This is a genomic window from Bradyrhizobium sp. SZCCHNS1050, from assembly GCF_032484785.1.
GTDB lineage: Bacteria > Pseudomonadota > Alphaproteobacteria > Rhizobiales > Xanthobacteraceae > Bradyrhizobium.
This window is the reverse complement of the sequence record NZ_JAUETR010000001.1, coordinates 927,713-940,380: the sequence shown is the minus strand read 5'-3', so window position 1 is coordinate 940,380 and position 12,668 is coordinate 927,713. Positions and strand designations below refer to the sequence as shown.

Below are 12,668 nucleotides of genomic sequence, written 5' to 3'. Positions count from 1 at the left end.
GGAATCGCATCATGATCTCATCTCCTTGTTTGAGCATGATCTTTTCGGAAAACCGGTTTCCACTTTTCCGGATCATGCTCTAACCGGCGCGGAAGCGGCAGAACTGGAACTGCTGCGTCGAGTCCCATGGCGTGCGATGCACCTCGGTGCAACTGTCCTCCAGCGTGAAAGCAGGACCCAGCGCAGCGGCCAGTCCGTGGGCGTCGTAGCGGACGACCGGCAGTCCGCTGCACCTCTCCGGACCATCGGGCGCGAACGTGCCGATGATGACGGCCCCGCCGGTCACCACGGCCGCGCGCAGGCGGTCGACATAGGCGGCGCGGTCTTCGGGCGCGGTGAGGAAATGGAAGGCGGCCCGGTCGTGCCAGACATCGTAGCGCGCGTCCGGCGACCAGGTGGTGACGTCGGAGGCGATCCACGTCACCCCGGCCGCCGCCGCGCCAAGCCTGCGGCGCGCCGTCGCCAGTGCCGCGTCGGAGATGTCGAGCACGGCGAGCGCGCCGTAGCCGGCCGCGAGCAGCGCATCGACCAGCCGCGAGGCGCCGCCACCGATGTCGATGATCCGCGATGTCGGTGTCGCACCGGCCTCGCGGATCATCCGCAGCGACGTCGCCGGGTCGTCCTGGTACCAGCTCACCTCGGTCTCGGCCTTGGTGGTGTAGACGTTCTGCCAATGGGTGGTGCGGTCGGACATGGTTTCGGTCCCGAGAAGAGGCACACATTATAGCACGCGACGGCTCGAACTCTTGCCCAGCCGGCGGTGAGTCCCCTCCCCCTTGCGGGGAGGGGTCGGGGGTGGGGGTCCCCACGCGCTGAACGTTCCATGGGGCACACTTCACGCGTGAACGATTTCACGCGTTCGACTGCGGTCGTTCGACGCGCGCGATGATTCTCCAGTGTTCTTGATAGATCGACTCTCCATCACGAACAGCGGGACTCGTGGTCCCCCACCCCCAACCCCTCCCCGCAAGGGGGAGGGGAGTTCACCGTCCGCGAGGAGAGGGCGTGAGACCTAGCAAGCTCCGCCTCAAAACGTCCCCGCCACCGTCACCCGAAACGTCAGCGGCTCGATCGGGTGCAGCACGCGGTCCATCACGCCGGTCTGGCAGACCTGGGCCGGCGGCACCGGCGGGGGCGGCAACGGGGAGGTCGATGAGCCGTAGCACGCCTGGTAGAGCTGGTCAGTCGGCAGCAGCGAGCCGTAGCCGTAGGAGATCTGGCTGGCCTTGGTGTTGAGCAGGTTCAGCACGTCAAGCTGGATGCGCCAGCCATTGGCGTCGCGGAAGCCGATGCGGCCGTTGAACACGCTGGTCGGGGTGGAGCGGAAGTAGTTGTCCTCGGTCAGCGGCGTGGAGCCGAGATAGCGCCAGCGCAGACCGCCGAACCAGCCGGTCTTCTCGCCGAGCGTGATGCCGGCCGACGCGATCATCGCCGGCGCGTTGGGGATGTAGTTGCCGGGCGCATTGCCGAGCTGGGCCTGGGGGTAGCCTGCGAGCGAGGCGTAGACCGCCGCTTGGTCGGTGTTGTCGCCGACGAAGCGCGCATGCGTCATCGCCAGATCGGCATCGATGTCGATCCACGACGCCGGGCGGTAATGGTTGGTCAGCTCGAAGCCATAGCGCCGGCTCGGTCGGCTCGCCTCGGTGTTGCCGGCATCGCCCGAGAACAGGATCTCGGAATCCTGGTTGAGCAGGAAGAAGCTGAGCGACGAGTCGAGCCCCGGAATGATGCGCGTGCGCACGCCGACCTCGGCGCCCTTGGTGCGGACGAGCAGCGGCGAGGAGGCGAGCTTGTTGGTCGGATCGGCCGGATCCTCGGTCGTGGTCGCGCCGCGGGCATCGTTGCTGTGCATGCCATAGCCGGCGCCGACGAAGAACTCGGTCTTGTCGAACGGCCCGATCACCATCCGGAATTTCGGGCTGCCGAGGCCGGCTGCGGCATCGCCGGTGTTGTTGCCGTTGGTCAGCGAATACACGTGGGTCTGATAATAGTCGCCGCGATAGCCGACCGTGGTGCGCAGCCAGTCGGTCCAGCGCACGGTGTTCTCGACGTAGAGGCCGACGCTGCCTTCGCCGACCTTGTCGGCACGAACGACGCCGGTGCTCAAGGGATCGATGTCGGAGAGCAGCACCCGCTGACGGGTGTTCGTCAGCGCCAGCGCGATGTCGTCATAGCGCGTCTGGACGCCGAACGTCGTCTCCATCGGCCGTCCGGCGAAGCTGCCGTTCAAGGTGCGCGAGGCGTTGGCCCCGAGCATCAGCCGGTCGTCGTGCTGGTGAAACTGGTCGCCATAGGTTGGGTTGTTCAGCGCGTAGGTGAAATTGTTGTAGAGATCGAGCTGGCTTTTCACCAAATAGGCGTTGGCCTTCCACGAGCCGGCCTCGTCGGTGCCGGCGATGCGGCCCGACAGCGCGAAGCGGTTGGTCTTGCCGCCGTCCGTCGGATCGACCGCGTCGTAGCGGCCGAGATCGCCCGAGGTGATGGCACGCTCCGGCACCTGGTCGGTCGAGGTCCAGCGGTTCGCATAGGCCATGCCGGTGATGGTGAAGCCGTCGGTCGCGGTGCCCTGCGAGTAGCGCATCAGGCCGTTGATCTTCTTGGCGTCGTCCGGCGTGGTCCACGGGCCGTCGTAGCGGCCGGCTTCACCGGCAATCAACAGGTGGCCGTCACCGACATGCACCGAGTCCATGCCGAAGAAACGGCGATAGCCGAAGCTGCCGGCCGTCATCTGCGCGATCGCCTTGGGTACGCTGTCGATCAGGCCGATATGGACACTTCCCACCGAGGCGAAGTCGCCTTCGTCGGCGAAGTAGGGGCCCTTGCGGACGTCGACCCGGCCGATCGTTTCCGGCATCAGCCAATTCAGATCGGCATAGCCCTGGCCGTGCGCATGGGTGCGCATGTTGACCGGCACGCCGTCGACGAACAGCGCGAGGTCGGTGCCGTGGTCGAGATTGTAGCCCCGCAGAAAATACTGGTTGGCTTTGCCTTCGCCGGAGTGCTGCGTGACGATCAGGCCGGGCACCGCTTCCAGCACCTCGCCGGGGCGCGTCGCCGGGCGGGCGTTGATCTCCTCGCCGGATATCACGACCTCGCTCGCCATGCCTTGCGGCCGCGCCGGGCCGGAGCCGACACTGGGCGCGCCGGACGGTGCAGCCGCCGTCGTGGCGGTCGGCATCACATGCGCAGCCGCACCGGCCGCGCTCGGCTTCGGCGGCTGCGCCGCGCGCCGGACCTGCGGCTTGGGCTTGGCCGTGCGTCGGGGGGCGTCGACGTCGACCGTCGGCAACTCGGCAGGGGCCCGTTCCGGATGGGCGTTTGCCTGCTGCGCCAATGCCGCCATCAGCACGCCAACACTCGCCCCACGCCACCGCATCGTCACGCCCCTAGAGCTCGCCACAGGGCATGCATCGTCAACTGCCGCGCGCCTTCGTTGGTCCGCGACATGCTCGCTTGGATCGCCCCACTGTCGAATGTTAAAGAACGCTAAGGTGACACCGGTATGATGTCAACGTGAAAACATCATACTCATCTGGTGGATAGGCGCTTGCCGCGCAGATCGAGGAGACGGACATGCAGCGCCTGACGATCACGATCGACGACGATCTGCTCGCGGAGGTCGACGCCTTCATGGCCCGGCGCGGCTACGACAACCGCTCGGAGGCGTTTCGCGATCTGCTGCGCAGCGGCCTCGAAACGGCCGACGCCGGCGCCGCCGACAGCCGCCACTGCATCGCGACTCTCAGCTACGTCTACGACCATGCCGCGCGCGAATTGCCGAAGCGCCTGACGCAGGAGGCGCACGACCATTCCGGCCTCGCCCAGGCGACCCTGCACGTCCACATCGACCAGGAGAGCTGCCTCGAGGTCACCGTGCTCAAGGGCGAGCGTCGCGAGGTCAAGGCGTTCGCCGACCACGTCATCGCCGAACGCGGCGTCCGCCACGGCCACGTCGCGATGATGCCGGTCGATCCGGCGCAAGGCCATGGGCACGCGCATGGTCATAGCCATAGTCACAGCCATTCGCATTCCCACAGCACGAAGAGCGGGAAGAGGTAACACGGAAGACGATAGGGCACGCCGCCTGCCAAATTCTCCCTCCTCATAACCCGCGCAGCGGGATATCCAGTACGTTGCGGCCTCTCTATGGGATCATCGCCGTCTCGGCGTACTGGATCGCCCGGTCGAGGCCGGGCGATGACAGCCGGTGTGTGGCGCGATAGCTGCCCCGATCGTCATTGCGAGGAGCGCAGCGACGAAGCAATCCAGACCTTTCGTGCCGCCCCTGTGTCGCTTCGCTGACGCTCGCAATGACGACAGGGTAGGGTGGGCAAAGGCGCGCCCGCGATGTCAATGATCAGACGCGATGCGCCGCGCGCCGTGCCCACCATTCCGCAATCTCCTGCGCGGAGCGATGGCGGGCACGCGACCGTCCTGCAGGCGGCTGCTTTGCCTGCCCTACAACTCCTGCATTCGCGCCCGCGCCCGTTGACCCGGTCGAGCCTCAGAAGGGAAGCAGATCTTTTCCGAATCTGGCTATGAAATCCCGCACATCGCTGCGAGCTGAATGCCGATCGAGACCGGGAAAGCCTGCCCAACGGAATGCAAGGCGCAAATAGTCGAGGAACGGCAATCCATGTCGCTCGTCAGAGAACAACGGGTCGGCACCGAGAAATGGCACCAGGACGCAATATGGACTGCCTCCGCTGATGTTTGCCTTGTGCAGATAGTCCGGTGCCAAGACGATACTCAGCTGATGCTCGTGATCTCGTTCCGTGTCTGCCTTCTGATAAATCCATTCATCGAACAGATCCGTAACGATGGAGGGCGCATCTATGCATAGGGCGTCGTGTTCCTCAGACGGCAAATCGAACCCAAGATCCGGCGGACGATCCTCGGATCTGTAGTCCCACACAAAGTTGATTCCACCAACGACACGCCAGAATGCCAGAAGAGTCGGTGGAATCGGTGCTCCGGACATCTCGACAATGCGAGAGAAAACCGCCTCGTCGCTCGATTTCGGTGGTGTCCGAAGACTTTGATCTTGAGATGATAGGACCTGCCAGCCAATGGCCTGCAATCGCGAGGCGACGAGGTCGGCGTTTTGGACGACCCGTTGCATGGTCGCATCGGCGATCTCCATCACTTCCTCGCGGAACTCACCTTCAATACTTGGGTAGGTGCGAATTTCTCGCCAAACCTGATCGAACTCACCCGCCCGATATCGCTTCAACAGAGTCCCGTCGCGTCGCATGTTCCGGTAGCTCCTGCAGACTCTCACCCAAGTCAATCGTCACCGAATGATATGACAGCGTCGGCTGATTGTTGCACGGCTTGTCTTCCGCCTTTGGCCCATCTCGGGCTCGAGGCTCCGGCCGCAGATACGGCGCCGTTGCATCATCACCCGCGGCTGCGGCGGAGCAAGGCGTCCTTGCGCCGACGTGTCCGCCCCAGCCGATCGGGCTGAGGCAATCGAGAGTCTCGGCGCGGCCCCTGGATCGCGTCGCTTCGCTCGCGATGACGCCGTGCTACTGCGGTCGCGCGCCGTAGAATGCCGTTGCTCGTGCCGGTGATGACAATGGTACGAGCTGCCGCAGGTACTTTGGCAGCGGCGGGGAAGGTTTAATCCTGAAGCGCGTCAACTGGTGCATTCACGACAGAAGATATTCCGCCGCTGTTGCGACCAGAATCCCATTTTGTCCGATTCCGTTGAAAAAGTCGGCAGTAGTTTCGTCGTGAACGCCATCTGTTTCGAGGACGAATTGGCGCGTTGTGGTTCACGCGGGCGTCAGCGCGGGCATCGGGATCAGCTTGGCCATCTTACGAAGGTTCTGAGCGGCTGCAGCGAGGGTGAACTCGTCGCGTGCGCCGTTCGGCCCTCTTAGTCGCAGCCGATCTAGCTTGAGGATGCGCTTGAGATGCGCGAACAGCATCTCAATCTTCTTGCGGAGCCGGCGTGAAGTGCGGCCTTCCCATGAGCTTGCGATCTCGCGTGCCATGTCGCGAGCGCCCTCGTAGATCGAGCGCGGCACTTTTCGAGCCGGGGTGTTGGGGCAACACCTGCTTCTTAGAGAGCATGCTTGACAATCGCGCTTGCTCGCACGGTAGAGGACCGTCGTGTCGTTGTTCACCAGCGTCCCTGTAGTGGTGAGGGGGTTGCCAGCGGGGCAGCGATAGACGTCCCTGGTATGGTCGTAGGTGAAGGCCTCACGCGAGAAGGTCCCGTCGGTGCGGGCCGACTTGTCGAAGACGGTCACGTGCGGCTCGATCCCGTGCTCGTAGACCAGCCACCCGAGCATCTCAGCGGAGCCATAGGCGCTGTCGCCGAGAAGCCGGCTTGGATAAAGATCGAACCTTTCGATTGAACGCTCAATCATGCGCTTGGCGGCCAATACTTCTGCCTGGCGGATCGCCGTGGTCGCTTCGACATCGACGATGATCGCATTCTCGACGTCGACCAGATAGTTCGTCGAGTAGGCGAAGAAGGCTTGGCCGCCGTGCGCTCCCGTCCAGCGCGCCGCCGGGTCGGAGGGCGATACAAACTTGGGCGTGACCTCCGTCGCGGCACCGAACGCGGCATCATCAAGAACGGCAAGATACTCGTCGATCGCTCGACCCGCAGCCTCCGGCGGAAGCCTCTTATCGCCTTCGATTCCCTTCTGCCGATTGGCATCCGCCTTGATCAGGCTCGCGTCGACTGCGAACCCTTCGCCGCCGATCAGGCGCTCCCGGATGCAGCGGCGCAAGACGGTCTCGAACACGCGACGGAAGAGATCGCTCTCACGGAAGCGGCCGTGCCTGTTCTTCGAGAACGTCGAGTGATCGGGGACGCCTCCATCTAGACCCAGCCGGCAAAACCAGCGGTATGCCAGATTGAGATGGACTTCATCGCAGAGGCGCCGTTCCGATCGGATGCCGAAGCAATAGCCGATCAAGAGCATCCTGATCATCAGCTCCGGATCGATCGAGGGCCGCCCGATGTTGCTGTAGAACGGCGCCAGCTCCCGCCGTAAGTCCTCAAGGTCGACGAACCTATCGATCGACCGCACGAGGTGGTCGGCTGGGATGTGCCTTTCCAGCGAGAACTCATAGAACAACGCAGCCTGTTCGACTTGCCGATGCCCCATCATGACCTTCAGTCCTGCCCACTAGACAGACTGAATCACCGATATCTCTGCGTCGCAACTGCTGACTTTTTCAACGAAATCGTCCCGAAGCGGACATTGTTCATCGCGGCCTTATCGAACGAAACGCAATCCATCTCGCCGCCGACGATCTTTCGAGCCAAACCTTCATACGCTCGCTTACCCAATGGAGCGTATGCTCACGAGCGATGTCCGTGCCCGGATGTCGATCTGCGCGGAAGGAATGTGTGCCCTGGACCTGCAATTCGGGCGTAGGCCGGACGGCGAGAGCCCACAACCGAGGCATCTGCGCCAGAAGAGTGGGGTCGTGGGGGCATCCCAAAATGTAGTCCTCTGGTTCGCCTGTCTCGGGATACGACATCGGCTCATTGGTGTCCGTGCTCCAAGTCTGCCAATCGAGGCGGACGACTTTCCCATACTGAGTCTGCTCGAAGTCAAAGCCAGTCAACTGGCTGCGTTCAAGGTCACGTCGAAATTCGTCGGTGACGATGATGAAGCCGAATGGCTGGGTCATCGGCGGCACATATGGGCCAGTGCGCAAGATGCGGACGATCGGCGGCCCGACGCACTCGGTCGCTTCAACGAGGCCGTTCAAAAGAATATCGCCGTAGTCACCCCAGGGAGATCCGACGGATTCCATAGCGAAGAACTTTGACATGGTAGGCCCAGGATGCGCGGCTGCCGAGCTTCGATTGCCCCAATCCGCAACCGCTTGCAAGGTCGGCTCGCGACCCTTCTCGGACGCTAGGCTCCTTCCGCGGATACGGCGCCGAGGTATCGTCGCCCGCTGCTGCTGCGGTCGCGCGCGGTTAAAGCCGGCTGCGCGCAGAATTCGATTTCGTTTGCCCGATCAAACTGATTTGCCCTGTCCAGTCCCTCGCGCAAAAATTTTGATCTTCCATTTTTCCGAATTTCATGGTTGTCTACCGCCATCCCGCCTCGATCGAAGAGGGACGTTTCGCGGTCGTCACGAGCGTTGGAGGCGGGGAGCGGTGGCCTGTCGGCGCGCAGCGCGCTGAAATCGCGAGCGGACGAACGCGACCGGCAGGACGATGAAGTCGTATGGTCCTGGCGCCCCGATGCTGGCGCCAAGTTGGCGACGATGCCCAGCGCATCGCGCTGATGACGGTGGCTACAAGCCCGGACACCGGGGAGACTACGTATAAGTCGTAAGCCCATCGCGCAGGGAGGGCCGGGTGATCTCGGCTGAACCTGTGGTACCTGCCGCCTGCATTTTTTTGAGCAGGCGGGCCACGGGCGCGGCCAGCGCCCGGCCTTCCCTGCACCCTCCGATCGATTCGAGGGTGATCCGGACGCCAAGCTCGGACGTCATCCGTCGCGAGAAGGAAAGCGCATGCCCGATGCTGGTGAGAACAGAGCCGCAGATGCCGCCATCCGCGGCCCGTCCTCAGTTCTTGACGCCATAGTGGGCGAGGAACATGCCTACGGCGCTGGCGATGACCTTGTGAACGCGGTCGGGCGAGGGGGCCGGCTCGGCCTGGAAGATGAAGGGCAGGAACAGCGTGGCCTGGCACATCTGCTGGAATTGCGAGGCCGCCAGATGGCAGTCGTCGATGGCGAGCTCGCCGGCGTCGACACGGGCCTGCAGATAGGCCGCCAGCCGGCTGATCGTGCCGTTGAGCACGCACTCGTAGTAACGGCGGCCGACGTCCGGCATCCGCTCGGCGATCGCCATTACGGTACGGATCGCCGATCCGCCGCCCGGCCGGCAGACCACCGCGATCCAGGCCTTGCCGAACTCGCTGAGCACGGTCGCGGCATCGCGATCCGGGTCGAAGCTGAAATTCGAGGCGCCCCGATGCACGCTCTCCTCTTCGACGATCGCCTCGAACAGGCGGAATTTGTCGGCGAAGTAGACGTACAGCGTGCCCTTGGAGACGCCGGCGACGCGCGCGATCTCGCCCATGCTGGCGCCGTCGAAGCCCATGTCCATGAACACCTTGCGGGCGCCCTCGAGGATTTGCCGACGCTTCGAGGAATCGTCGTCCGTCGTCGCCTGGGTGGTGTTTTGGTACGGCTCAATCATTGGTTTAGGCTGTTCCCGAAGATTTGGCCGGTGCCAACGTCACAAACGCATCTGCGCGGATATGTTGCGGTAGCGAAGATATAGATTGACCGAACGGTTCGGTCAATGGTAGATGTGGATTGACCGAACGGTTCGGTCGGGATTTTCGATTTTCGGGGCCTGAGCGGCCCCGCTGTCATGGGTGGGAGTCTCTGATGGCCGCTGCGAGAGATCAGGCTGTGCGGGCGCGCCGTCCGGACGCTGAGGAAACGCTGGAACAGACGAGGTCTGAGCCGGTCCGGCCGCAGGCCAGCGACGCGGCACAGCGCAGGCCGGTTGATGCCAAGCCGGCTGACCCGAAGGCCGACGTCAGCACCGAGGCGCCGCTTGAACGGCCGGCGCCGGCCGGCGCTCCCACGGGCGCGAAGCCGCAAGCCGCGCCCGCCGCCGCTCCGAAATCCGGCAAACGCAAGCGCGTGCTGGCGGGCATCGGCGTACTGCTCGCGCTCGCCGCCGCCGGCTATGCCACGCACTATTATCTGGTCGGCCGCTTCATGGTCTCGACCGACGATTCCTACGTCCGCGCCAACAACACCATGCTGGGCGCGCGCGTCTCCGGGCACATCCAGGAGATCGTGCCGCGGGACAATTCGGTGGTTCGCAAGGGCGACGTGATCTTCCGCATCGACGACGGCGACTACAAGATCGCGGTCGACGCCGCCCGCACCAAGATCGCCACGCAGGAGGCGACGATCGCGCGCATCGGTCGCCAGGTCGCCGCACAGCAGAGTGCCGCCGAGCAGGCGCAGGCCAATCTCACCTCATCCGAAGCCGCGATGAAGCGCGCCGGGCTCGACTATGAGCGCCAGCAGGCGCTGAGCAGCAAGGGTTTTGCCTCGCATGCGACCTTCGAGCAGTCGGAAGCCGCGCGCGACCAGGGCATGGCGGCGGTCCGCGCCGCCCGTGCCGCGTACGACGCCGCGCGCGACAATGTCGAGGTGACGAAGGCGCAGCAGGTCGAGGCCCAGGCGCAGCTCGCCGAGCTGAAGACATCGCTTGCAAAGGCCGAGCGCGATCTCGAATTCGCCACCGTGCGCGCGCCGGTCGACGGCACCTTCTCCAACCGTCTCGTCAACACCGGCGACTTCGTCGCGGTCGGCCAGCGGCTCGGCAACGTCGTGCCGCTCGACGACGTCTTCATCGACGCGAACTTCAAGGAAACCCAGCTCAGGCGCATCCGTCCGGGCCAGCTGGTCACGATCAAGGTCGACGCCTATGGCGCACGCGGCTTCAAGGGCGTGGTCGACAGCATCTCGCCGGCCGCGGGCTCGGTGTTCACCCTGCTGCCGCCGGACAACGCCACCGGGAACTTCACCAAGATCGTGCAGCGCCTGCCCGTGCGCATCCGCGTGCCGAAGGAGGTGGCGCGGCAAAACCTGCTGCGCGCCGGCATGTCGGTCTACGTCACCGTCGACACCACCGACGCCAAGGATGCCGACACCGAAGCCGACCTTGACGCATCGGCGACGGTGCAGGGGAAGTAGTTAGTGAATGATGCGATCGCGTTGGCTTTCGCGTCATCGGCAGTGAACTCCCTCCCCCCTTGTGGGGGAGGGTTGGGGTGGGGGGTCTCCGCGCGAGACCGCCGTTGGGGACCCCCACCCCCGACCCCTCCCTGCAAGGGGGAGGGGAGTGCACCGAAGATGCCGCGGCGGTCGTGCTCTCTCGACAGCGAACAACACCATGGCCACCGCCACCACAGCCAACCCCACCATGAGCGCGCCGGCGGCGCCGGCCGATCGCATCGCGCCGCGGCGGCTGATCGCGTTCCTGATCATGGTGTTCGGCATGTTCATGGCGATCCTGGACATCCAGATCGTCTCGGCGTCGCTGAGCGAGATCCAGGCCGGACTGTCGGCGAGCTCCAGCGAAGTGTCGTGGGTGCAGACGGCCTATCTGATCGCCGAGGTGATCGCGATTCCCTTGTCCGGCTTCCTGTCGCGCGCGCTCGGCACGCGGCTGTTGTTCGCGATTTCGGCGGCCGGCTTCACCATCTCGAGCTTCCTGTGCGGCTTCGCCTCGTCGATCGAGCAGATGATCGTGTGGCGCGCGCTGCAGGGCTTCCTCGGCGCCGGCATGATTCCGACCGTGTTCGCCTCGGCCTACACGGTGTTCCCGCGCACCAAATTCCACATCGTCGGTCCCATCATCGGCCTGGTCGCGACGCTGGCGCCGACGGTGGGTCCCACGGTCGGCGGCTACATCACCGACGCGATGTCGTGGCACTGGCTGTTCTTCGTCAACATCGTGCCAGGCATCATCATCACGACAGGCGTGCTGGCGCTGGTGGATTTCGACGAGCCGCATTTCGAGCTGCTCGACCGCTTCGACTGGTGGGGCTTGCTGTTCATGGCCGGCTTCCTCGGCTCGCTGGAATATGTGCTGGAGGAGGGGCCGCAATATGAGTGGCTGCAGGACACGTCGGTCGCGATCTTCGCCGCGGTCTGCGCGGTGTCGGCGGTCGCCTTCTTCTGGCGGGTGCTGACGGCCGACGAGCCGATCGTCGACCTCTTCGCATTCGGCAACCGCAACTTCGCGGTCGGCTGCCTCCTGCAGTTCTGCATCGGCATCGGCCTCTACGGCCTGACCTACATCTATCCGCGCTATCTCGCTGAAGTTCGCGGCTACAGCGCCCTGATGATCGGCGAGACGATGTTCGTCTCCGGCGTCACCATGTTCCTGATGGCGCCGGTGGTCGGCCGCCTGATGCTGAAGATCGACATGCGCCTGATGATCGCGTTCGGCCTCGTGATCTTCGCGATCGGCTCCTACCAGATGACCGGCATCACCCGCGATTACGACTTCTGGGAGCTTTTCCTGCCGCAGGTGCTGCGCGGCGTCGGCATGATGTTCGCGATGGTGCCGACCAACAACATCGCGCTCGGCACCCTGGCGCCGGATCGGGTCAAGAATGCATCCGGCCTGTTCAACCTGATGCGCAATCTCGGCGGCGCCGTCGGCCTTGCCGTGATCAACCAGGTGCTGAACGATCGCACCGACCTGCACATTTCCCGCCTCCACGAGCGCGTCAACTGGGGCAATGCCACCGCGGTCGAGACCCTCAACATGCTGCAGCAGAAGCTGCAGGGCATGGGCGATTCGGCCCTGATGGCGATGAAGCAGCTGTCGCAGATCGTGCATCGCCAGGCCGTCGTGATGGGCTATGGCGATGCGTTCTTCATGCTGACCTGCTTCTACATCGGGCTCAGCTTCATGGTGATGCTGCTCAACAAGCCGAGCTCGCCGATGGCGGGCGGCGGCGACGCACATTGACGTGAGCGGCTCCTGCGCGCGCCGCGGGTTGCCAAATCATACCGTCGATGGTATGGAACAAGAATTGTCGCTCGAACCGGGGAGATTTGCATGACCACATCGCATCTGCAGATCGCATGCACCCGCTCGATGCCTGTTCTGGTGTTCGGCCGCTCGCTTTGAGC

General features: G+C 64.3%; 9 protein-coding genes. 3 read left to right on the top strand and 6 right to left on the bottom strand.

Going from position 1 to position 12,668, the window contains the following annotated elements; genetic code table 11:
* Positions 1 to 79: 79 nt before the first annotated feature.
* The gene (locus QX094_RS04425; RefSeq protein ID WP_316184026.1) at positions 80 to 694 is read right to left on the bottom strand and encodes a class I SAM-dependent methyltransferase; all 615 of its coding nucleotides are present in this window, start codon (positions 692 to 694) and stop codon (positions 80 to 82) included.
* Positions 695 to 1,027: 333 nt separating this feature from the next.
* Complete coding sequence (locus tag QX094_RS04420; protein ID WP_316169822.1) at positions 1,028 to 3,376, bottom strand: TonB-dependent receptor; 2,349 nt, start codon at positions 3,374 to 3,376, stop codon at positions 1,028 to 1,030.
* Between the two features lie 197 nt (positions 3,377 to 3,573).
* Here QX094_RS04420 and nikR point away from each other — a divergent pair, with 197 nt between their 5' ends.
* Positions 3,574 to 4,059 carry a nickel-responsive transcriptional regulator NikR gene (gene nikR / locus QX094_RS04415; protein WP_316169821.1) on the top strand — a complete coding sequence of 162 codons (486 nt, stop codon included), beginning with the start codon at positions 3,574 to 3,576 and terminating at the stop codon, positions 4,057 to 4,059.
* A gap of 445 nt (positions 4,060 to 4,504) precedes the next feature.
* On the opposite strand, the gene QX094_RS04410 is transcribed toward nikR, so the two are convergent.
* The 4 genes from QX094_RS04410 to QX094_RS04395 all read right to left on the bottom strand — a co-directional run bounded on the left by QX094_RS04410 (position 4,505) and on the right by QX094_RS04395 (position 9,192).
* Positions 4,505 to 5,254 carry a hypothetical protein gene (locus QX094_RS04410; protein ID WP_316169820.1) on the bottom strand — a complete coding sequence of 250 codons (750 nt, stop codon included), beginning with the start codon at positions 5,252 to 5,254 and terminating at the stop codon, positions 4,505 to 4,507.
* A gap of 523 nt (positions 5,255 to 5,777) precedes the next feature.
* Positions 5,778 to 7,130, bottom strand: coding sequence for an IS1182 family transposase (locus tag QX094_RS04405; protein WP_316167505.1), 1,353 nt, complete (start codon positions 7,128 to 7,130; stop codon positions 5,778 to 5,780).
* 97 nt (positions 7,131 to 7,227) lie between these two features.
* Complete coding sequence (locus QX094_RS04400; RefSeq protein ID WP_316169819.1) at positions 7,228 to 7,803, bottom strand: hypothetical protein; 576 nt, start codon at positions 7,801 to 7,803, stop codon at positions 7,228 to 7,230.
* 750 nt (positions 7,804 to 8,553) lie between these two features.
* Positions 8,554 to 9,192, bottom strand: a complete 639-nt coding sequence (locus tag QX094_RS04395) for a TetR/AcrR family transcriptional regulator (protein ID WP_315752415.1) — start codon at positions 9,190 to 9,192, stop codon at positions 8,554 to 8,556.
* Positions 9,193 to 9,386: 194 nt separating this feature from the next.
* Here QX094_RS04395 and QX094_RS04390 point away from each other — a divergent pair, with 194 nt between their 5' ends.
* Positions 9,387 to 10,715: an HlyD family secretion protein gene (locus tag QX094_RS04390; protein ID WP_316169818.1), complete on the top strand. Its 1,329-nt coding sequence runs from the start codon at positions 9,387 to 9,389 to the stop codon at positions 10,713 to 10,715.
* A 199-nt stretch (positions 10,716 to 10,914) separates the two neighbouring features.
* Positions 10,915 to 12,504 carry a DHA2 family efflux MFS transporter permease subunit gene (locus tag QX094_RS04385; protein WP_316184023.1) on the top strand — a complete coding sequence of 530 codons (1,590 nt, stop codon included), beginning with the start codon at positions 10,915 to 10,917 and terminating at the stop codon, positions 12,502 to 12,504.
* Positions 12,505 to 12,668 lie beyond the last annotated feature (164 nt).

Excerpts from the sequence above, each read along its gene's own strand:
- QX094_RS04425 (WP_316184026.1), bottom strand. The coding sequence starts at position 694 with ATGTCCGACCGCACCACCCATTGGCAGAACGTCTACACCACCAAGGCC.
- QX094_RS04420 (WP_316169822.1), bottom strand. The coding sequence starts at position 3,376 with ATGCGGTGGCGTGGGGCGAGTGTTGGCGTGCTGATGGCGGCATTGGCG.
- nikR (WP_316169821.1), top strand. The coding sequence starts at position 3,574 with ATGCAGCGCCTGACGATCACGATCGACGACGATCTGCTCGCGGAGGTC.
- QX094_RS04410 (WP_316169820.1), bottom strand. The coding sequence starts at position 5,254 with ATGCGACGCGACGGGACTCTGTTGAAGCGATATCGGGCGGGTGAGTTC.
- QX094_RS04405 (WP_316167505.1), bottom strand. The coding sequence starts at position 7,130 with ATGATGGGGCATCGGCAAGTCGAACAGGCTGCGTTGTTCTATGAGTTC.
- QX094_RS04400 (WP_316169819.1), bottom strand. The coding sequence starts at position 7,803 with ATGTCAAAGTTCTTCGCTATGGAATCCGTCGGATCTCCCTGGGGTGAC.
- QX094_RS04395 (WP_315752415.1), bottom strand. The coding sequence starts at position 9,192 with ATGATTGAGCCGTACCAAAACACCACCCAGGCGACGACGGACGACGAT.
- QX094_RS04390 (WP_316169818.1), top strand. The coding sequence starts at position 9,387 with ATGGCCGCTGCGAGAGATCAGGCTGTGCGGGCGCGCCGTCCGGACGCT.
- QX094_RS04385 (WP_316184023.1), top strand. The coding sequence starts at position 10,915 with ATGGCCACCGCCACCACAGCCAACCCCACCATGAGCGCGCCGGCGGCG.